Source organism: Sphingomonas sp. AC411 (genome assembly GCF_979253035.1).
Window position 1 is genome coordinate 2,392,404 of record NZ_CEEDAQ010000001.1, and the last position, 20,718, is coordinate 2,413,121.

Below are 20,718 nucleotides of genomic sequence, written 5' to 3' on the forward strand. Positions count from 1 at the left end.
CGCACCGGGCGTGCGCTACAACGACAGCGAGACCAACAAGGGCATCACCGCAGGCGCCTCGCCCGCCAGCCAGGTCAACGTCTTCATCGACGGCACCAGCCTGAAGAGCCAGACGCTGGGCGGCATCGCCGGCCAGACCGACAGCCGCGGCAACCCGTTCGGGCAGCTCGCGGTCGGCGAATTCCGCGTGCTGACGCAGAACTACAAGGCCGAATACGAGCAAGCCGGGTCGGCGATCATCACCGCAATCACCAAATCGGGCACCAACGATTTCCACGGCGAGATGTTCGGCCAATATACCGATCGCAGCCTGACCGCCGCCAGCATCCTCGACGAGCGCGCCGGTCGCGGCAAACCGAAGTTCGAGCGCAAGCAATACGGCATCTCGCTCGGCGGCCCGATCATCAAGGACAAGCTGTTCTTCTTCGGCGCGTACGAAGGCAACGACCAGGATCGTGCATCGAGCGTCACGGTCGGCAACCCTACTCCGGAAAACCTGGCGCGCTTCGGCCAGTATGAAGGCACCTATGTCAGCCCGTATCGCGGCGATTTCTATTTCGGCAAGCTGACCTTCACGCCCGACGAGCGCCAGGTGTTCGACCTGTCGTTCAGCCGTCGCCAGGAAACCGACGTGTCGGGGTTCGGCGCGAATTTCGGATCGGCCAACATCGCGTATTCGGCGGCGGTCAACAAGATCAACAAGACCGACACCTACACGTACAAATGGACCTATACCGGCGACAGCTTCGTCAACGAATTCAACGCGACCTATCTCGACACGGTCTACAACCCGTCGTCGCTCAACCCCGACGATCCGAGCTTTCAATATGAGGGCGTGATCACCTTCGGCGGCAAGGATTCGACGCAGCGGATCAGCCAGCAGAGCTACACGCTGCGCGACGACCTGACGTATAACGGCCTTGCCAACCACGTGATCAAGGGCGGTATCCGCTTCGCGTTCCAGGATTACGACTTCACCAAGAACTTCTACGTCCAGCCGAACTACTTCTTCCAGACTGACGCGGCCCGAGGACTCGATTTCAGCTTCCCGGCACAGGCGCAGCTCGGCGTCGGCAATCCGCGGATCATCGCGTCGAACTCGCAGCTTGGCGTCTACCTGCAGGACGACTGGGACATCACCAGCAAGTTGCAGCTCAACATCGGCCTGCGCTGGGATTACGAAAGCAATCTGTTCAACAACAAATATCGCACCCCCGCCGCGGCGGTCGCGACGTTGAACGCGCTGCCCAAGACCGATTATTTCGACCCCGCGGACTACGTCACCGACGGCACCGATCGCCCGACGCGCAAGGACATGTTCCAGCCGCGGATCGGCTTCAGCTATGACTTCAACGACGACCAGCGCACCGTGCTGTTCGGCGGCTATGGCAAATATTTCGATCGTAACGTCTTCAACAACACGCTCGACGAGCAATTCCGCCTGCAATACCAGACCGGCGTCTTCTACTTCTCGCGCGATGGCCAGCCGCGCGACGGCAACCCGACCGTGGTCTGGAACGACAGCTATCTGACGCGTGATGGCCTGCTTGCGCTGCGGCAGACCGCGCAGACCGGCCTGCCGCAGCTTTTTGCCGTGAAGAACGATGCCAAGGCGCCATCGACCGACCAGTTCAGCCTTGGCCTGCGCCAGAAGTTCGGGATCTTCCGCGCATCGGTGACCGGGTCGTATGTTCGCGGGCAGAACGGCTACACGCACCTGTTCGCGACGCGCAATCCGGACGGATCGTGCTGCGATACGACGATCCCGCGCGCGAACGGCTTCAGCAACGTGCTGATCGGCTATGACGGGTTGCGGACGCGCTACAAGGCGCTGCTGGTGACGATCGACAAGGATTACACGGTTTCGTCGGGCTGGGGCTTCAACCTCGCCTACACGCTGTCGAAGGCGGAGCAGGACGGCGGCGATCTGTTCAGTCTCGATAAGGTCACGCCGGATCAATATGGCTGGCGGCCGATCGCCGACCAAGACGAGCGTCACCGGATCGTCCTGTCGGGTATCGTCGACCTCCCCGTCGGATTCCAGTTCTCGACGCTGACGACCCTGGGCAGCGGCACCGCGTTCCAGTTGCTGGACCAGTCCGCCGGCACCAGCGTCAACCAGCAGACCATCCGATCGCTGTACCGCCCGAAGAACTGCCTCGGCAGCGTATTTGCGTTCTGCGAGGTCAATCTGACGCTCCAGAACAACATCAAGGTCTTCAACACGCACAACATCAACGTGGCGGTCGATCTGCTCAACGCCTTCAACAACAAGAACTACACCGGCTATTCGGGCAATCTCGGTGTCGGCGAAACCTATAGCTTCGGCGGGCCGACGAACCTGCCGACCGGGCTGCTCACCCTGCCCCGCCGCTTCCAGTTCAGGGTCGGATATCGTTTCTGATGCGTTAATCGGCGGGCGGCCATGTTGGTCGCCTGCCGCCATCGGCGGTCCCCGATCAGGAGTATCCATGCTCGATAGACGGCAGTTTCTGGGCACCGGCGCACTATCACTCGGTGGACTGACCGCAGGATGCACATCGGTCGGACGGCCGCTGGTCAAGGCGATCGAAAACGTCACGGGGACCGCGCCGCCCGAACCGCCGCCCTCTGCCAACCCGCTGATCGACAATCTGCAGGAGCGCGCGTTCCTGTATTTCTGGGACACGACCGATCCGGTGACGGGGCTCGCGCTCGATCGCTGGCCGACGCCCTCCTTCTCGTCGATCGCCGCGGTCGGGTTCGCGCTCACCGCGTATCCGATTGGCGTCGTTAACGGCTGGATCACGCGCGAACAGGCGCGCAAGCGGACGCTGGCAACGATGGAGTTCTTCGCGATCGCACCGATGGGCCCCGAGCCGACCGGCAACAGCGGCTACAAGGGCTTTTTCTACCACTTTCTCGGCATCACCAAGGGCCAGCGGTTCGCGCGCGCCGAGCTGTCGACGATCGATACCGCGTTGCTGCTCGGCGGCATATTGTTCGCGCAGAGCTGGTTCGATGGCGATCATCCCGAGGAACAGCGGATTCGCGCGCTGGCGGACCAGATCTATGGTGCGGTCGACTGGACGTGGATCACGCCACGTGCGCCGTTCCTGTCGATGGGCTGGCATCCCGAGAGCGGGTTCATCGCCAGCGACTGGAACATCTACAACGAGGGGATGCTGATGTATCTGCTCGCGCTGGGATCGCCGACGCATCCGCTGCCGCCGTCGACCTGGGGCGCGCTGACCGCGAAGTTCGAGCCGTCGTGGAGCGGCGACCATCTCCATTACCCGCCGATGTTCGTGCATCAATACAGCCATGTCTGGGTCGATTTCCGCGGCATCCGCGACGCGTACATCGCGACCAAGGACATCGATTATTTCGAGAACAGCCGGCGCGCGACGATCGCGCAGCGCGACTATGCGATCTCCAACGGTGGTGCGAATGGCCGCCAGTTCGCCGGCTATGGCCCCGACATCTGGGGACTGACCGCGTGCGACGGGCCCGGCGATTTCAAGGCGACGATCGCCGGTCGCCCGCGCGAATTCTTCAGTTACTCCGAACGCGGCCCCGGCGCGCGCGACGACGGGACGCTGGCCCCGACCGCCGTAGTCGGATCGATCGTGTTCGCGCCCGATCTCGTCATCCCGGCGATCACCGCGATGCACGACCGCTACGGCAAGGGCATTTACGGCAAATACGGCTTCTTCGACGCGTTCAACCCGACGCTGACCGAGATGGGTGAGCCGCTGAAGCATGGCCGGATCGTGCCCGGCGTGGGCTGGGTCGACGTAGATTATCTCGGTATCGACCAGGGACCGATCGTTGCGATGATCGAGAATTGGCGGACCGGCATGGTCTGGAACACGATGCGGCGTAACCCGCATATCCGCCGCGGGCTGGACCGTGCCGGATTCACCGGCGGTTGGCTCGCCCGCGTTCCCTGAGGGCTTTCCCCGCAACGCCGGAACGCCTAGAGCATCGACATACCCGATCCTCGAAAGGTTCCAGCATGCGTGAAGCCGCCATTGTCTCGACTGCCCGTACCGCTATCGGCAAAGCGTATCGCGGCGCTTTCAATGCCACCGAAGCGCCGGTGCTGGCGGGGCACGTGATGAACGCGGTGGTCGAGCGTGCAGGGATCGATCCGGCGCGGATCGACGAGGTGTTCTGGGGCGTCGGCAATCAATGGGGTACGCAGGGCGGCAACGCCGGGCGGATGGCGATCTTCGCGGGTGGGCTGCCGGAGTCGGTGCCGGCGTTCACGCTCGACCGGAAATGCGGATCGGGGCTGACCGCGGTGGCGCTCGCGGCGCGGACGATCATCTGCGACGAGGCGGATGTCGCGCTGGCGGGCGGGATGGAGTCTATCAGCTTCACCGTGACCAAGGACGCGCCGCGGTTCGTCAATGCGAGCGTGATCGCGAAGGAACCAGCGGCCTATATCCCGATGATCGAGACCGCGGAGATTGTCGCGGAGAAATACGGGATCAGCCGCGAGGCGCAGGACGAATATGCCGCTATGAGCCAGCAGCGTGCTGCCGCTGGGCTCGCAAGCGGAGCGTTTGCCGAGGAGATCGTGCCGATCACGGTCGAGAAGGCGCTGTTCGACAAGCAGGGCGCGCATGCCGGGATCGAGAGCGTCACCTTGTCGCAGGATGAGGGCATTCGCGCGGGCACCACGCTGGAGGGTCTGGGCGGGTTGAAGACGGTATGGCCGGGCGGTGAGTTCTCCGGACCGGGATCGAGCGTGACCGCCGGCAATGCCAGCCAGTTGTCGGACGGTGCTTCGGCTCAGTTGCTGATGGACCGCCGGACCGCGGAGGCCGAGGGGAAGGACATCCTCGGCATCTATCGCGGGTTCCAGGCGGCGGGGTGCAGCCCGGCGGAGATGGGGATCGGGCCGGTGTTCGCGATCCCGAAGCTGCTTGAGCGCGCTGGGTTGTCGGTGGGCGATATCGGGCTTTGGGAGCTGAACGAGGCGTTCGCGTCACAGTGCCTGTATTGCCGTGATTTTCTGGGGATCGATCCGGAGAAGTATAACGTCAATGGCGGCGCGATCGCGGTCGGCCACCCGTTCGGGATGACGGGGTCGCGGCTGGTCGGGCATGCGCTGATCGAGGGGCGCAAGCGCGGCGTTCGGTATGTCGTGGTGTCGATGTGCACCGCTGGCGGGATGGGTGCGGCGGGGCTGTTCGAGATCGTTTGATCTTCCTTGCCCCTCCCTGGAAGGGAGGGGTTGGGGTGGGTCGGCTTCCGTATCGTCGAGCCGTCGCGACCAAGGCCGGCGGACCCACCCTCGGCCCCTCCCTTTCAGGGAGGGAAGAGCGTTTGGGGCTTAGTCCGCGAAGAGCAGGACGGGGGTTTCCAGGTACTTTTTCAGGCCCTGGACGAAGCTGGCCGCGTCCCAGCCGTCGACGACGCGGTGGTCGCAGCTGATCGACAGGTTCATCAGTTTCGCGCGAACGACTTCGTCGCCCTTGAAGACGGGGCGTTCGACGATCTTGTTGGGGCCGATGATCGCGACTTCGGGGCGGTTTATGACCGGGGTGGTCGCGATGCCGCCGAGGGGGCCTAGCGAGGTTACCGTGATCGTGCCGCCGCCCATTTCGCTGGGGGCTAGCTTGCCGGCGCGGGCGGCTTCGGCGAGGCGCGTGATCTCGGTTGCGAGCTGCCAGACGTTGCGGTCCTGGGCGTCGCGGATCACGGGGACGGTGAGCCCCGCGTCGGTCTGCGCGGCCATGCCGAGGTGGATGGCGCCGTGCCGCGTGACCACGCCCGCCTCGTCGTCGTAGCGCGCGTTGAGCATCGGGAAGTCGGGGATCGTCTTGCAGATCGCGACGATCATCAGCGGGAGCATGGTGAGCTTGGGGCGGCCGCCGCGGTTGGCGTTGAGGTCGGCGCGCATCGCCTCGAGGGCGGTGACATCGATCTCGTCGACATAGGTGAAGTGCGGGATCGCGCGCTTCGACGCGGCCATGTTTTCGGCGATGCGGCGGCGCATGCCGATGACCTTGATAGGCTGGTCTTCGCGGGCGCGCGACGCGTGGGGGTGGTAGCCTTCGCCCGAGCCATAGCGGAGGTAGGCGTCGAGGTCTGCGTGTCGGACTCGGTCGGAGTCGGTCTTTACCGAGGCGAGGTCGATGCCGAGGTCGCGGGCGCGGGCGCGGACTGCGGGGGATGCGAGGGCGTGCGGCTTCTGCTCGGTCTCAGCCGCAGGAACGGCTTGCGCCTTCTGCTCCCTCTCCCTGCGGGGAGAGGGCTGGGAGTGAGGGGCTGGGGCAGCTGCCGGCGTTTCCGCCTGGGGCTGCCCCTCACCCCGACTCTTTCCCCGGAGGGAGAGGGAGTTGCTGCCACCACCTCTTCGACACCCGGGTTTTCGGCTTCATATTGCTCGGCGGTTTCGGCCTGGGCCGACGTGAGCGGCGCTGCGACGACTTCGTCCGTAGCATCCACCGCGTCCGTCTCGATGACCACGAGCGCGGCGCCGATCGACACCTGGTCGCCGACCTCGCCCGCGAGTTCGACCACAACGCCGGTCACCGGCGATTCCATCTCGACGGTGGCCTTGTCGGTCATCATGTCGGCGATCGGCGAATCCTCTTCGACGCGGTCGCCGATGGCGACGTGCCACGCGACGATCTCGGCTTCGGAGATGCCTTCGCCGATGTCCGGCAGCTTGAAGGTGAAGCGGGCCATTATGCGTCCTTCATGATCTTTTTCAGGGCTTCGCCGATGCGGACGGGCCCTGGGAAATACGCCCATTCGAGGCTGTGCGGGTACGGCGTGTCGAACCCGGTCACGCGCTCGATCGGCGCCTCGAGATGGTAGAAACAGCGTTCCTGGACGATCGCCGACAGTTCCGCACCGAAGCCGCTGGTGCGAGTCGCCTCGTGGACGATCATGCAGCGCCCGGTCTTCTTCACCGACGCCTCGATCGTCTCGATGTCGAGCGGGACGAGCGTGCGCAGGTCGACGATCTCGGCGTCGATCCCGGCTTCGGCGACGACCGCGGTGCAGACGTGAACCATCGTGCCGTAGGCGAGGATGGTGAGCGCCTCGCCCGCGCGGACGATCTTCGCCTTGCCGAGCTCGATCTTGTAATAGCCGGTCGGGACTTCGCCGGCGGGGTGCTTCGACCAGTTCTGCGAGGGGCGATCCCAATAGCCGTCGAACGGGCCGTTGTAGATGCGCTTGGGTTCGAAGAAGAGCGTCGGGTCGTTGTCCTCGATCGCGGCGATCAGCAGGCCCTTCGCGTCATAGGGCGTCGACGGGATGACCGTCTTGATCCCCGACATGTGGGTGAAGAGCCCCTCCGGCGACTGGCTGTGCGTCTGGCCGCCGAAGATGCCACCGCCGAACGGCGAGCGCACCGTGATCGGCGAGGTGAACTCGCCGGCCGAGCGATAGCGCAGGCGTGCGGCTTCGGAGACGAGCTGGTCGAGCGCGGGATAGATGTAGTCCGCGAACTGGATCTCGGGGACGGGACGCAGGCCGTACGCGCCCATGCCGACCGCGACGCCGATGATGCCGCATTCGGTGATCGGGGTGTCGAACACGCGCGTCTTGCCGTGCTTGGCTTGCAGCCCGGCGGTCGCGCGGAAGACGCCGCCAAAATAGCCGACGTCCTCGCCCATGACGATCACGTCGGGATCGCGCTCCATCATGATGTCCATGGCGGAGTTGATCGCCTGGATCATGTTCATGCGGGTGGTGGGCTCGGCGTCCGTTGTTTCAGACACGGCGGCTTCGATCATGTCGCTCATGCCTTGCGATCCCATGGACGGCCGCTGGCCGTTTCCTCGTCGAGCATCTGCTGACGCTGCTCCTTCAGATGCCACGGCAGTTCCTCGAACACGCCGTCAAACAGCGATTCGAGCGGCTGATGCAGGCCGTGCCCGAGGATGCCGTTCTTCTCGGCTTCCTTCTGCGCGGCCTTGACCTGCTCGGCGAGTTCCTTGTCCTGCGCGGCGTGGCGCTCGTCGTCCCATTCGCCGATCGCGATAAGGTGGTCCTTCAGGCGCTTGATCGGGTCGCCAAGCGGCCACGCGTTGGGTTCGCCTTCGCTGCGATACTGGCCGGGATCGTCGGAGGTCGAATGGCCTTCCGCGCGGTAGGTGAAGTGCTCGATCAGCGTCGGGCCCTGGTTGGTGCGCGCACGCTCGGCGGCCCATTCGGTCGCGGCGTACACCGCCAGTGCGTCGTTGCCGTCGACGCGGAGCCCGGCGATGCCGTAGCCGACCGCGCGCGCCGCGAACGTCGTCGCCTCCGCGCCCGCGAACCCGGAGAAGCTGGAGATCGCCCACTGGTTGTTGACGACGTTGAAGATCACCGGCGCGCGGTAGACCGCGGCGAACGTGCACGCCGAGTGGAAGTCGCCCTCCGCGGTCGAGCCCTCGCCGCACCAGGTCGCGGCGATCCGCGTGTCGCCCTTGGCCGCCGACGCCATCGCCCAGCCGACCGCCTGCGGATATTGCGTGGTGAGGTTGCCGGAGATCGAGAAGAAGCCGGCTTCCTTGACCGAATACATGATCGGCAGCTGCTTGCCGCCGAGCCTATCGGCCGTGTTCGAATAGATCTGGTTCATCATGTCGACGAGGCTCCAGCCCCGTGCGATTAGCAGACCCTGCTGGCGGTACGAGGGAAGCACATGTCTTCGTAATCGAGCGCATAGGCCGCGGCGACGGCGACCGCCTCCTCGCCGAGCGCCTTCATGTAGAAGCTGGTCTTGCCCTGGCGCTGTGCGCGAAACATGCGTTCGTCGAACGCACGGAGCAGCGCCATGCTGCGCAACATGCGGCGCATCACGTCGGGGGAGAGTTTGGGATCCCAGGGGCCGACCGCGTTGCCGTCTTCGTCGAGCACGCGGACCAAGGTGTAGGCGAGATCGGTGAAGTCGGACGCCTTGTCCGCGGTGTCGGGGCGGCGCGCCTCACCGGCAGTCGGCACGTCGACTTCGGCGAAGTCCACCGCGTCGCCGGGGCGGAACTTCGGCTCGGGGATATGCAACGCCAGTCTCGGAAGATTCCGGCCGGGCTGCAAATTGGCGCGCGGATGCTCGCTTGCCATCGTGATTCCATCTCCATGAGGCCGCTGTGACCGCGGAACACTCTTACCGAAGCGTGTTATTAAATTTCAACGGCGATTGCGAGGGGATTTTCCAGCCGGCGGCGATCGGGTGGTTTTCGTCGGTGAGGTGAGAGACTTACATCGGCTCCTCCTTGTTCTCCCGCGAAGGCGGGAACCCAGACTGGGTCCCCGCCTTCGCGGGGAAACAAGGAGTCGACGTGGCGACTATTCGACCGTCTGTTCGATCACGCCGAAGATCGGGTGGCGCTTGTCGTCCTCGGCCCAGATGCGGACGGTATCGCCCTTTTGAGGAACGGCGTGACGGGCTTGCCGCCGGTGATCGTCTCGATCGTCCGGACTTCGGCGAGGCAGGAATAGCCGACGCCGCCCTCGGCGATCGATTTGCCGGGGCCGCCATCGGGGCCGCGGTTCGAGACGGTGCCCGAGCCGACGATCGTGCCCGCACCGAGCTTGCGGGTCTTGGCGGCGTGCGCGACCAGCGTGCCGAAATCGAACGTCATGTCCTCCCCGGCATCGGCGCGCCCGAGCGGCTGGCCGTTCAGATCGACCATCAGTTTCCGGTGTAGCTTGCCGTCCTGCCACCAGTCGCCGAGCGCATCGGGGGTCACGAACACGGGCGAGAACGCGCTTGCCGGCTTCGACTGGAAGAAGCCGAAGCCCTTGCCGAGTTCGCCGGGGATCAGGTTGCGCAAGCTCACGTCGTTGGTCAGCCCGACGAGCAGGATCGCCGCCAGCGCCTCGTCGCGGGTCGCGCCCATCGGCACGTCGCCGGTCACGACGACGACCTCGGCCTCCATGTCGCAACCCCAGGCCTCGTCGCCGAGCGGGATCGGATCGCGCGGGCCGAGGAACCCGTCAGAGCCGCCCTGATACATCAGCGGATCGTGCCAGAAGCTGTCGGGCATCTCCGCCGCCCGCGCCTGGCGGACCAGCGCGACGTGATTCACGTAGGCCGAACCGTCCGCCCATTGATACGCACGCGGCAACGGCGACTCGGCGTCATGCTCGTGGAAGCGCCGCATTGGGATCATCTCGTGTTCGAGATCGGTCGACAGGTTCTTGAGATCGAGCGACAGCCGGTCCCAGTCGTCGAGTGCGGCCTGCAGCGTCGGCGCGATGTGGCTCGCATCGGCATACCAGGCGAGATCGTTCGAGACGACGACGAGCTTGCCGTCTCGTCCGCGCTCTCGCCCTTTGATGGCATCGGGATGCTTCAGGCTGGCCAGTTTCATGCGGCGGATCCTCTATTGTTTGCCCGCATCCTACGCTCGCGACGCAGTTCAAGTCGAGCACGCAGCGCGCGCAGAAACTGATTTTGGTAAGAGCGGAGCGTTTGTCGGCCTGTTATCATCGGGTTTGCGTAACGGTTGAGGAAGTCGAGCATGCCCAGATACTTCTTCGACATCGACAACCATAAATGCGTCAATGACGACGAAGGCACCGATCTGGCGGACGACGAGGAAGCGCGCGTCCAGGCGGTCATCTTCGCGGGCGATTACCTTAGCGACCATCCCGCCGTCGCACGCCATGGGGCGCGCTTCCGCGTCGCGGTGCGAAACGACGAGGGGAGCGTGCTGCTGGCGGTCGCCGTCATGATCGACGAGCCGGGCGACACCCCGGCGGCATAACCGGTTCACCGCATTCCTGAACCGATGGCGCCAGGCGTTGTCGATCGCCGAACGTGCCGGAACGGTCCGTCGTAACATAACATGGGTTTTGTCGGTCCGCTCAATCCTGGGATAAGGTGCGTTCCGCGCCGACGCGCTATCCAAGAGAGGGTGACAGCGAGAACCGAGTGCTCCTGCACTGGATGCGGAGAGTGCACGTGGATATGTCCACCGTGACTGAACAGGTTATACGTAAGTTCGAGTCGCGGATGGCGATGAGTGCGGACGACCGCGCCCAGATCGCAGCGTTGCCATTCAAAGTGCGGACGATCGATGCGTCGACCTATATGCTCCGCGAAGGCCAGCGCCCGACGCGGTGTGCGTTCATTCTCGATGGGCTCGCCTATCGGCAGAAGCTGACGCCCAATGGCGAGCGCGAGATCGTATCGATCCTAATGCCCGGCGAATTCGTCGACCTGCAGAACCTGTTCCTCGACGAATCCGATCACGACATCCAAGCCCTGACCCGGCTGACGCTGGCCGAGGTCCCGATCGTGGCGCTGCGCCAGTTCATCGAGGCGTGTCCCACCGCCGGCCAGGCCCTGTGGATCGATGCGCTGGTCGAGGCGTCGATCCACCGGGAATGGCTGCTCAACGTCGGCCGGAGGAACGCGCGCAGCCGGATGGCGCATCTGCTCTGCGAATTCTCGGTGCGATTCAAGAAATCGACGCTCGGCGATGCGATGGCGTACGAGTTGCCGATGACGCAGGAGCAGCTTGGCGACGCGCTCGGGCTGACGCCGGTGCACGTCAACCGGGTGCTGAAATCGCTCGAAACCGACGGGCTGATCGCGCGCAAGAAGCGCCAAGTGAGCGTGACCGACTGGTCTCGGCTGCGCGACGCCGCAGAGTTCAACGAGCGGTATCTGCACCTCGGCCAGATCCGGACCTAAATTCGCTACGGGTGCCGAAACGGGTCGAAGGTTGACTTTTCGACCATGATGCGCCAGATGGCCGTCATCGAGGCGTAATGCAGCGTGATTGGACCTTTACGGTCTTAGCTCCGCCTCGGTCGTTTCCAACGGGCTTCCCTTTTCACGCGGGGTGTCAAAACACCACCGCCCCTCGCGCCTCCTTGTGTGGATTCGCGAGCCCGGCATCTATTGAGAGACTATTCATGTCATTTGCAAACCTCGGCCTTGCCGAGCCGCTCGTCCGTGCGCTCGAAGCCAAGGGCTACACCGAGCCGACGCCGATCCAGGCGCAGTCGATCCCGATCCTGCTCGAGGGTGGCGATCTGCTCGGCATCGCGCAGACCGGCACCGGCAAGACCGCAGCGTTCGTGCTGCCGTCGATCCAGCGGCTGACCGAAAACCAGAAGCGCGTCCTGCCGACGCATTGCCGCATGCTGGTGCTCGCGCCGACGCGCGAACTCGCCAGCCAGATCGCCGACAGCGCGCGCGCCTACGGCCAGTTCAGCAAGATGTCGGTGACGACCGTGTTCGGCGGCACCAGCATCAACAAAACCGCCAGGACATGAGCCGCGGCGTCGACATCCTCGTCGCCACGCCGGGCCGCCTGATCGACCTGATCGAGCAGGGCTTCGTCAACCTGTCGATGATCGAGATCCTCGTGCTCGACGAAGCCGACCAGATGATGGATCTCGGCTTCATCCATGCGCTGAAGAAGATCGTGCGTATGCTGCCGAAGAAGCGCCAGACGCTGTTCTTCTCGGCAACGATGCCGGTCGCGATCCGCGAGCTAGCGTCGCAGTTCCTGCTCGACCCGAAGACCGTTTCGGTGAAGCCTGCCGCGACGACCGCCGAGCGCGTCGACCAGTATGTCACCTTCTGCAACCAGTCGGAGAAGCAGGCGCTGCTGACGATCACGCTGGCCGATCCGGCGATCGACCGCGCGCTCGTGTTCACGCGCACCAAGCATGGCGCCGACCGCGTCGTGAAGCTGCTCGCCGGCAACGGCATCGCCTCGAACGCGATCCACGGCAACAAGAGCCAGGGCCAGCGCGAGCGGGCACTCGGCGAGTTCAAGCAGGGCAAGGTCAAGGTCCTGATCGCGACCGACATCGCCGCGCGAGGGATCGACGTCTCGGGCGTCAGCCACGTCATCAACTTCGAGCTGCCGAACGTCGCCGAGCAGTATGTCCACCGCATCGGTCGTACTGCACGTGCGGGCGCGAGCGGCATCGCCGTCGCGTTCTGCGCGGACGACGAGAAGGCGTACCTGCGCGACATCGAGCGGATCACCCGCCAGAAGGTCCAGGTCCGCTCGCTGCCGGACGATTTCGTCAACCTGTCGAACCAGATCAAGCAGACGCGCGTCAAGACGATGGGCGCCGATCCCGAGGTCCGGATCGACCGTCCGCGCGATCCGGCACGGCCGCGCGCGACGCATTCGCCGAGGGCGACGGGTAGCACCGGTCGCAACTATGCGGGTGCGAGCCGTGGTGGCCAGGGTGGCGGCGGCCAAGGTGGTGGCGGCGGTCGTCCGCAGGGCGGTGGTCGTCCCGGCGGTCAGGGCGGCGGGCGTCCGGCTGGCGGCGGTGGCGGTCGTGGTCCTGCGCGTGGCGCGGGTTCGGGCCCGGCACGCTAAAAGGAGCATTCGTTCGCCTCGCGGGTTTGGTATAGACCAGTCCCGCGAGGAGAATGCTCATGGACGTTTCCACGACACCGGTTGCCGAACGCGTCGCGCGCGTGCTGGCGGGACAGCGGATCAGCTGCAACGCTGGCGGCGATGCCGAGTCGGCGTCGCGGCTGATCGACGATGCATGGCCGGACTATCTGCCTGACGCGCTAGCGGTGCTGAAGACGTTGCGCGAGCCTGACAAGGCGATGGCCGCGGCGGGTGATCCTGCGATCTGGGAGGCGATGATCCTGGCTGGGATCAAGGGTGCCAAGCCGGTGACGGTGGTTCTGTAGTCCCGTCATCCTGACGAAAGTCAGGATCCAGAGCCATAAGGGCGGCCCTCCGTTACCCTGGGTCCTGACTTTCGTCAGGATGACGGCTGGATAGTCGTCAACCATTCCGTGTCGTCTGCGCGATCGGTGCGCAGGGCGTTGGCGGGGGCGGTCTTGTCCTCGTGGCCGACCGCCATGCCGCAGAAGAGCATGCGGTCTTCGGGGATGTTGAGGAACCTCCCGATCGTTTCGGGATACATGGCCCAGCATTCCTGCGGGCAGGTGGCGAGGCCGGCGTCCACCGCAAGCAGCATCAGGTTCTGCAGGTACATGCCGAGGTCCGACCATTGTGGCGGGCCCATGCGCCTGTCGACCGTGCAGAAGTACGCAGCGGGGGCGCCGAAGAATGCGAAGTTTCGAGCGAACCATTTCTGTCGCGCGGGCTTGTCGTCGCGGGGGATGTCGAGGTGCGCGTACATCGCTTCGCCGACGGCGTAGCGGCGGTCCCGGTAGGGAGCGGTGAGGTCACGCGGATAGATGTCGTAGGCTGGGGTTTCGGTGGCGCTGGCGGCGATCTTCTCGACCATGGTGGCCTTGAGGCTGGCCATTGGTTCGCCGTGGACGATCGCTATGTGCCAAGGCTGGAGGTTGCCGCCGGTTGCGGCTCGGGATGCCTTCTTAGCTAGGTCGTGAAGCAGGATCGGGTCGACGGGGGTGTCGAGGAAGCCTCGGACGGAGCGGCGAGCGGCTATGGCTTCGGTCACGTCCATGTGTTCTCCGCATTTTCGAGTTTTCCTGCGAACGCAAGAACCCAGGGTACAGCACGCCGCGCCTGTGATCCTGGATTCCTGCGTTCGCAGGACAACGGTTGGGCTTGAGCCTCTACAGCACGAACCGGCTTAGGTCGGTGTTGCGCGCGATTTCCTTCAACTGGCTATCGACGTACGCGCCGTCGATGACGAGGTTCGATCCGCCGCGGTCCTCAGCGTTGTAGCTTACCTCCTCGAGCAGCTTTTCCATCACCGTCTGCAAACGCCGCGCGCCGATGTTCTCGATCTCCGAATTCACCTCCGCGGCGATGCGCGCGATGGCCGCGATGCCGTCTTCGGTAAATTCGATGCCGACGCCTTCGGTGGCGATCAGTGCCTTGTATTGCAGCGGCAGCGACGCCTTGGTGTCCGACAGAATGGCGACGAAATCGGCTTCGGTCAGACCCTTCAATTCGACACGGATCGGCAGGCGGCCCTGCAATTCGGGGAGGAGGTCGCTCGGCTTGGCGACGTGGAACGCGCCCGACGCGATGAAGAGAATGTGGTCGGTCTTCATTGGGCCGTATTTGGTCGCGACCGTCGTGCCCTCGATCAAGGGGAGCAGATCGCGCTGGACGCCTTCGCGGCTGATCGAGCCGCCGCGTCCGTCGGACACCGCGATCTTATCGATCTCGTCGAGGAAGACGATGCCGTTCGCTTCCGCGTCGGCCAAGGCTGCGCGGCTGACTTCGTCCTGGTCGAGACGCTTGTCGGCCTCTTCCTCGACGAGCTTGTCCCATGCCGCGTGGACGGTGAGTTTCCGGCGCTTGAGCTGCTGGCCGCCGCCGAACGACTTCATCATCTCGCCGAGATTGATCATCTGCGGCGCGCCGCCGGGGATGTCGAACGGCATAGCCGGGGCCTGCTCGATCTCGATCTCGACTTCGGCGTTGTTGAGATGACCGTCGAGGAAGCGCTGCTTGAAGCTCTCGCGCGTCGCCTCGCTCGCGTTCTTGCCGGTGAGCGCGTCGAGCAGGCGCGACATTGCCGCCTCCTCGGCCTTGTCCTTCACCGCGACACGGCGGCGTTCCTTTTCGAGGCGGATCGCTTCCTCGACGAGGTCGCGGGCGATCTGCTCGACGTCGCGGCCGACATAGCCGACCTCGGTGAACTTGGTCGCCTCGACCTTCACGAAGGGGCGTCGGCGAGCTTGGCCAGACGGCGGCTGATCTCGGTCTTGCCGCAGCCGGTCGGTCCGATCATCAGGATGTTCTTGGGCGTGACCTCGTCGCGGAGATCTTCGCTGAGCTGCTGGCGGCGCCAGCGGTTGCGCATCGCGACCGCGACCGCGCGTTTCGCGGCGGCCTGGCCGATGATGTGGGCGTCGAGCGCGGCGACGATTGCCTTCGGGGTGAGCTGGTCGTTCATTTGTTTACCTTCTCCTCCCGCTCGGGAGGGGTCGGGAGAGGCGTGGCCGCGACGGAAGGCGTGGGTGGGGTGTATTTTCAGCCCCTCTCTGACCTCCCGCAAGCGGGAGGGAATTAGCTAGTCGAGTCCATCGTTTCGACCGTGAGGCGGTCGTTGGTGTAGACGCAGAGTTCGGACGCGATGTGCATTGCCTTGCGGCACAACACCTCGGCGTCGGTCTCGTATTCGACCAGCGCGCGGGCGGCGGCGAGGGCATAGTTGCCGCCGGAGCCGATCGCGGCGACGCCGTTCTCGGGTTCGAGCACGTCGCCGTTGCCGGTGAGGATCAGCGTCACGTCCTTGTCGGCGACGATCATCATCGCCTCGAGATTGCGGAGGAACTTGTCGGTGCGCCAGTCCTTGGCGAGCTCGACCGCGGCGCGCAGGAGCTGGCCCTGGTGCGCTTCGAGTTTGCGTTCGAGGCGTTCGAACAGCGTGAAGGCGTCGGCGGTTGCGCCGGCGAACCCGCCGATGACGCTGCCGTCGCCGAGGCGGCGGACCTTCCGCGCGTTGGGTTTCATGACGGTCTGGCCCATTGAGACCTGGCCGTCGCCGATGACGACGACCTTGCCGCCGCGGCGGACCGAGAGGATCGTGGTGCCGTGCCATGTCGGCATGGCGTGGGGGTCGTTGCTCATGGCAGCGATGTAGGGTTTGGTTTTGGGGGTGCAACGGTCGGGAAGCGTCGCCTCTCGTCATCTCTCCCGTCATCCTGACGAAAGTCAGGACCCAGAGCCACGGACGGGCCGTTTGGAACCCTGGGTCCTGACTTTCGTCAGGATGACGGAGGGGAGGTCAGCGTCCCTTTCCCCATTCCCGCGCCACGGTGTAGCCCAGATAGCCGGTGCCGAAGAGGGCGTAGAGCGGTTCGGGGATTGCGTTCAGGTATGCGGACATGCCTGTGGCGATCGCCTGTGCCGTGTCCGGGCGGACGGCGGCGATCAGGCCGGCTGGAATTGCGCCGAGAAGCAGCGTGTACATGACGTAGAGGAAGGTCGGGCGGGCTCTGGTAACCCACAGGTCTGCCGGGGCGGGATCGGGTGCTGGATCAAGGGGTTGCGGGATCATTGGCTGCCTCCGGCAAAAGTGAAGTATAGGAAGTATAGACGCTGGGAGCGTTTCGTTCCGCGGTCTCAGGTGCGGTTGGCGAGCCAGCCGTAGAGGAAGGCTTCGTTGGCGGGGCGGGTCTCGGCGAGCGCGACGTAGCGTTCGCCTTGAAGCGCCTCGATCGCTTTCAGGAGCACGGTTTCTGCGCCGGGTTTTCGGCGGGCTAGGAAGGCGTCGAGGGCGGTGAGCGTGGCGGGGCCGATGCGGCCGTCGAGGGTCATGTCGGGATAGTCGGTGGCGCCGCGGTTCAGCGCGTTGAGGGCGCGTTGGAGGAAGGTCGCGGCCACGCTGGGCCCCATGTTGACGCCTGTGTCGAAGAGTTCTTCGGCGATCTTGGGGCTCGGGGGCGATCTGGTCGAAGGCCGGGCGGGTCCAGTAGAGGCGGCGGTAGATGCTTTCCGCTTCGTCGCGAGGGAAATTGCGCATGTCGCCGGGGTAGCCGTTGGTGCGGGCTACGCTTTCCGTGATGCCGTAGCGGGTGGGGCCGCCTCGGTCTGCAGGGTGGTTGGTGTAGCCGCCTTCGCGGTCGATTACGGCGTCGATCAGGGTGTGGATGGTCATGGCTGACTCCTGGGTTTGTTGGCGGGGAGCGAACCATATTGGTTCGTTGTAGGACAGCGGATTCGTCTACGGCTGTGCTGGCCTCCAGCCTTCCACTCCCCTCCCTGGAAGGGAGGGGTTGGGGTGAGTTGGCCTGCTTGGGTCCTCTTGCGTTCGTATTCGGAAGCCGACCCACCCCTGCCCCTCCCTTCCAGGGAGGGGGAAGGTTAGAGCTTTCCCAACCCTTTCCGCGTCTGCACCGCCCCGGCGGAGGCCGGGGTCCAATTTGGGGACGGGGCTGGCGGAGGGCGGCGCTTCGTTATGCCCGACGTTCCAATTGGGCCCCGGCCTTCGCCGGGGTGGTGTTATGGTGTGGGGTGACGGTGCCCCCCGCCCGCCACCCAAACCGACGCTACGTCCGCGCGGGGTTGGCGGATTGCCCCCCTGCGGCTATGCGCTCCCTCGAACAGTCGCCGCGAGCTTTGCCCGCGCGCCCACCCGGTCGCCGCCGCGGCCGACAGGTTAGGAAGACCATGGAAGACGATTTCCGCAAAGCCGCGCTCGATTATCACCGCTATCCAAAGCCCAGGAAGCTCTCGGTCGAGGCGACCAAGCGGATGGCGACGCAGCGCGATCTCGCGCTCGCCTACTCACCGGGCGTGGCCGCCGCGTGCGAGGAAATCGCCGCGGATCCGGACAAGGCGCGTGATTATACCGCGCGGGGCAACCTGGTCGCGGTCATCACCAACGGCACCGCGGTGCTCGGGCTCGGCGCGATCGGGGCGCTGGCGTCGAAGCCGGTGATGGAGGGCAAGGCGGTGCTCTTCAAGAAATTCGCCGGGATCGACTGCTTCGATATCGAGATCGACCAGCTCGATCCGCAGGCGTTCATCGAGGCGGTCCGCGTGCTCGAGCCGACGTTCGGCGGGATCAATCTCGAGGACATCAAGGCGCCGGAATGCTTCGAGATCGAGACGAAGCTGCGCGAGGTGATGAACATCCCGGTGTTCCACGACGACCAGCACGGCACCGCGATCGTGTGTGCCGCCGCAGTGCGCAACGTGCTCGAACTGCGCGGCAAGCGGCTCGACCAGATGAAGCTGGTGACGTCGGGCGCAGGCGCGGCGGCGCTGGCGACGGTCGATCTGCTGGTGTCGATGGGGCTCAACCCCGAGAACGTGACGCTGACCGATATCGCCGGTGTCGTGCATGCCGATCGCGGCGACGTGATGCCGCCGAACATGGCGCGGTATGCGCGCAAGACGAATGCGCGGACCCTGCCGGACGTGCTGGAGGGGCGGACATCTTCCTCGGCCTGTCGGCGCCGCGCGTGCTGAAGCAGGAGTGGCTGCATCTGCTGGCGCCCGATCCGCTGATCCTGGCGCTGGCGAACCCGGAGCCCGAGATCCAGCCGGCGCTGGTGCATGCGACGCGGCCCGATGCGATCATCGCAACCGGGCGTTCGGATTTCCCGAACCAGGTCAACAACGTGCTGTGCTTCCCGTTCATTTTCCGCGGGGCGCTGGACGTGGGGGCGACCGAGATCAACGAGGCGATGAAGGTCGCGGCGGTCGACGCGATCGCGGCCCTCGCACGCGCTACGGCATCGGACGTGGTCGTTACCGCCTATGGTGGCGCGACGCCGGTGTTCGGGCCGACCTACATCATTCCCAAGCCGTTCGATCCGCGGCTGATCCTGCATGCCGCACCGGCGGTGGCGAAGGCGGCGATGGATTCGGGCGTGGCGACGCGGCCGATCGAGGATTTCGATGCGTATCTGCGCGACCTCGAAGTGTTCGTGTACCGTTCGGGCCAGCTGATGCGACCGATCTTCGCGCGCGCCAAGCAGGCGGGGCGCTCGATCGCGTATGGCGAGGGCGAGGACCCGCGGACGCTGCGCGCGGTGCAGACGGTGATCGACGAGGGGATCGGTCGGCCGGTGCTGATCGGGCGGCGCGAGGTGATCGCCGAGAAGATTGAGTCGAGCGGTCTGCGCATGACGATCGGCAGCGACGTCGAGGTGCTCGATCCGGCTACCGATCGCGAAGTGTTCGAGCCGTTGCTGGCGGGCTATAGCGCGCTGGTCGGCCGTCGTGGTACGCCGCCCGACAGCGCCGAGCGGGCGCTGCGGACCCGGCCCAGCGTGGCGGCGGCGATGCTGTTGCGCGAGGGACGCGTCGATGCGGCCTTGTGTGGCGGGATCGGCGACTGGTGGACGCAGATGACCTACGTCATGCCGCTGTTGCCGCGGATGCCGGGCGTGTCGCGGCTGTATGCGATGTCCGCGGTGATCCTGCGGACCGGCAGCCTGTTCTTCTGCGATACGCACGTGACGGTCGATCCGACCGCCGAGCAGATCGCCGAGATGACGATGCTGGCGGCCGAAGCGGTCCGCGCGTTCGCGATCGAGCCGAAGGCGGCACTGTTGTCGCATTCGAGCTTCGGTGCGTCGCGCTCGCCGTCCGCGCAGAAGATGCGCGCAGGACATGCGTTGCTGAAGGAGTTCGCGCCGGAGTTCGAGTTCGACGGCGAGATGCACGGCGATGCGGCGCTGTCCGAGGCGCTGCGGCGGCGGCTGGTCGGGGATAGCCCGCTGACCGGGTCGGCGAATTTGCTGGTGATGCCGAATATCGATGCGGCGAACATCGCGGTGTCGCTGTTGTCCGCCTCGACCGAGATCGGCGCCGATGGGGCCGATGTTGCTGGGGCTAGCGAAGCCGTTGCAGATGCTGGTGCCGAGCGTGACTGCGCGCGGTATCGTGAATTTGAGCGCGATCGCGGTGGGTCAGGCGGCGACGGTGAGCGAGACGGCGTAAGGCTTTTCTCCTTCTCTCCTTCCCTCCTTCTTCGCCCCCTGGAAGGAGGGTTGGGGGTGGGTCGGGTTCCGCACATCCGGACCGTTGGGGCTCGAACCGGCCTACCCACCCCAGCCCCTCCCTTTCAGGAGGAGAGCGCGGTTGTGGACGCGGCGAGCGTGGCGCGCATCAACGGCTTGGCTGCCTTGAGCAGCGCCGCGTCTTTCCAGCGATGCAAGAAAATGGTCGGAGCGACAGGATTCGAACCTGCGACCCCCACACCCCAGTGTGGTGCGCTACCAGGCTGCGCTACGCTCCGACCGAACGGGCCGCAAGGCGACCCGAGGGGCGCACTACGCGGGGTCCGCGCCGGATGCAAGTGCGAACACCGCGGCAATGTCAGCAGCCATCTCAGATGCGCCCGGTCGCATGACGCCCATGTCTCATCCTGTGGCGATCTGTT

At 65.3% G+C, this 20,718-nt stretch carries 9 protein-coding genes, 1 tRNA gene and 8 pseudogenes; 8 read left to right on the plus strand and 10 right to left on the minus strand.

Features of this window, described 5'->3' with window-relative positions; genetic code table 11:
• The first annotated feature begins 10 nt into the window (after positions 1–10).
• The 3 genes from AC0IX7_RS12300 to AC0IX7_RS12310 all read left to right on the plus strand — a co-directional run bounded on the left by AC0IX7_RS12300 (position 11) and on the right by AC0IX7_RS12310 (position 5,194).
• Positions 11–2,404: a TonB-dependent receptor plug domain-containing protein gene (locus tag AC0IX7_RS12300; RefSeq protein WP_471812146.1), complete on the plus strand. Its 2,394-nt coding sequence runs from the start codon at positions 11–13 to the stop codon at positions 2,402–2,404.
• 67 nt (positions 2,405–2,471) lie between these two features.
• Entirely contained in the window at positions 2,472–3,932 is a 1,461-nt protein-coding gene (locus AC0IX7_RS12305) for a glucoamylase family protein (RefSeq protein WP_471812148.1), read from the plus strand.
• A 65-nt stretch (positions 3,933–3,997) separates the two neighbouring features.
• A complete protein-coding gene (locus AC0IX7_RS12310; protein WP_471812150.1) occupies positions 3,998–5,194 on the plus strand; it encodes a thiolase family protein in 1,197 nt (398 codons plus the stop codon).
• A gap of 129 nt (positions 5,195–5,323) precedes the next feature.
• On the opposite strand, the pseudogene AC0IX7_RS12315 reads toward AC0IX7_RS12310, so the two are convergent.
• From AC0IX7_RS12315 to AC0IX7_RS12330, 4 genes and pseudogenes are all read right to left on the minus strand, one after another.
• Positions 5,324–6,684, minus strand: a pseudogene (locus AC0IX7_RS12315) (dihydrolipoamide acetyltransferase family protein).
• Positions 6,684–7,691, minus strand: a complete 1,008-nt coding sequence (locus AC0IX7_RS12320; protein ID WP_253072416.1) for an alpha-ketoacid dehydrogenase subunit beta — start codon at positions 7,689–7,691, stop codon at positions 6,684–6,686. Before AC0IX7_RS12320 ends, AC0IX7_RS12315 begins: the two are co-directional and overlap by 1 nt.
• A 56-nt stretch (positions 7,692–7,747) precedes the next feature.
• A pseudogene (locus tag AC0IX7_RS12325) lies at positions 7,748–9,054 on the minus strand (thiamine pyrophosphate-dependent enzyme).
• Between the two features lie 225 nt (positions 9,055–9,279).
• Positions 9,280–10,307, minus strand: a pseudogene (locus AC0IX7_RS12330) (fumarylacetoacetate hydrolase family protein).
• A gap of 150 nt (positions 10,308–10,457) precedes the next feature.
• On the opposite strand from AC0IX7_RS12330, the gene AC0IX7_RS12335 reads away from it, so the two are divergent.
• From AC0IX7_RS12335 to AC0IX7_RS12350, 4 genes and pseudogenes are all read left to right on the plus strand, one after another.
• On the plus strand, positions 10,458–10,703 hold the full coding sequence (locus tag AC0IX7_RS12335; protein WP_471812151.1) for a DUF6894 family protein: 246 nt from the start codon (positions 10,458–10,460) through the stop codon (positions 10,701–10,703).
• Between the two features lie 248 nt (positions 10,704–10,951).
• Complete coding sequence (locus AC0IX7_RS12340) at positions 10,952–11,635, plus strand: Crp/Fnr family transcriptional regulator (protein WP_471812153.1); 684 nt, start codon at positions 10,952–10,954, stop codon at positions 11,633–11,635.
• A 224-nt stretch (positions 11,636–11,859) separates the two neighbouring features.
• A pseudogene (locus AC0IX7_RS12345) lies at positions 11,860–13,292 on the plus strand (DEAD/DEAH box helicase).
• Positions 13,293–13,351: 59 nt separating this feature from the next.
• Positions 13,352–13,618: a hypothetical protein gene (locus tag AC0IX7_RS12350; protein WP_471812155.1), complete on the plus strand. Its 267-nt coding sequence runs from the start codon at positions 13,352–13,354 to the stop codon at positions 13,616–13,618.
• A 74-nt stretch (positions 13,619–13,692) separates the two neighbouring features.
• Here AC0IX7_RS12350 and AC0IX7_RS12355 read toward each other — a convergent pair whose 3' ends face one another.
• From AC0IX7_RS12355 to AC0IX7_RS12375, 5 genes and pseudogenes are all read right to left on the minus strand, one after another.
• Positions 13,693–14,367, minus strand: a complete 675-nt coding sequence (locus tag AC0IX7_RS12355; protein ID WP_471812157.1) for a nitroreductase — start codon at positions 14,365–14,367, stop codon at positions 13,693–13,695.
• Positions 14,368–14,479: 112 nt separating this feature from the next.
• Positions 14,480–15,774 (minus strand): annotated as a pseudogene (gene hslU, locus AC0IX7_RS12360) (ATP-dependent protease ATPase subunit HslU).
• A gap of 113 nt (positions 15,775–15,887) precedes the next feature.
• Positions 15,888–16,430 (minus strand): ATP-dependent protease subunit HslV, encoded by a 543-nt coding sequence (gene hslV / locus AC0IX7_RS12365; RefSeq protein ID WP_055875241.1) that lies wholly within the window; start codon positions 16,428–16,430, stop codon positions 15,888–15,890.
• A 178-nt stretch (positions 16,431–16,608) separates the two neighbouring features.
• Positions 16,609–16,836 (minus strand): annotated as a pseudogene (locus AC0IX7_RS12370) (3TM-type holin); the annotation flags it as partial.
• A gap of 110 nt (positions 16,837–16,946) precedes the next feature.
• A pseudogene (locus AC0IX7_RS12375) lies at positions 16,947–17,481 on the minus strand (glycoside hydrolase family 108 protein).
• A 512-nt stretch (positions 17,482–17,993) separates the two neighbouring features.
• Here AC0IX7_RS12375 and AC0IX7_RS12380 point away from each other — a divergent pair.
• Positions 17,994–20,276, plus strand: a pseudogene (locus tag AC0IX7_RS12380) (NADP-dependent malic enzyme).
• Positions 20,277–20,498: 222 nt separating this feature from the next.
• Here the strand turns inward: AC0IX7_RS12380 and AC0IX7_RS12385 are convergent.
• Positions 20,499–20,574, minus strand: a tRNA-OTHER gene (locus tag AC0IX7_RS12385).
• Positions 20,575–20,718: the final 144 nt, after the last annotated feature.

What these genes read in the sequence shown, in the direction of transcription:
- AC0IX7_RS12305 (WP_471812148.1), top strand. Translation starts at nt 2,472, where the DNA reads ATGCTCGATAGACGGCAGTTTCTGGGCACCGGCGCACTATCACTCGGT.
- AC0IX7_RS12310 (WP_471812150.1), top strand. Translation starts at nt 3,998, where the DNA reads ATGCGTGAAGCCGCCATTGTCTCGACTGCCCGTACCGCTATCGGCAAA.
- AC0IX7_RS12320 (WP_253072416.1), bottom strand. Translation starts at nt 7,691, where the DNA reads ATGAACATGATCCAGGCGATCAACTCCGCCATGGACATCATGATGGAG.
- AC0IX7_RS12335 (WP_471812151.1), top strand. Translation starts at nt 10,458, where the DNA reads ATGCCCAGATACTTCTTCGACATCGACAACCATAAATGCGTCAATGAC.
- AC0IX7_RS12340 (WP_471812153.1), top strand. Translation starts at nt 10,952, where the DNA reads ATGGCGATGAGTGCGGACGACCGCGCCCAGATCGCAGCGTTGCCATTC.
- AC0IX7_RS12350 (WP_471812155.1), top strand. Translation starts at nt 13,352, where the DNA reads ATGGACGTTTCCACGACACCGGTTGCCGAACGCGTCGCGCGCGTGCTG.
- AC0IX7_RS12355 (WP_471812157.1), bottom strand. Translation starts at nt 14,367, where the DNA reads ATGGACGTGACCGAAGCCATAGCCGCTCGCCGCTCCGTCCGAGGCTTC.
- hslV (WP_055875241.1), bottom strand. Translation starts at nt 16,430, where the DNA reads ATGCCGACATGGCACGGCACCACGATCCTCTCGGTCCGCCGCGGCGGC.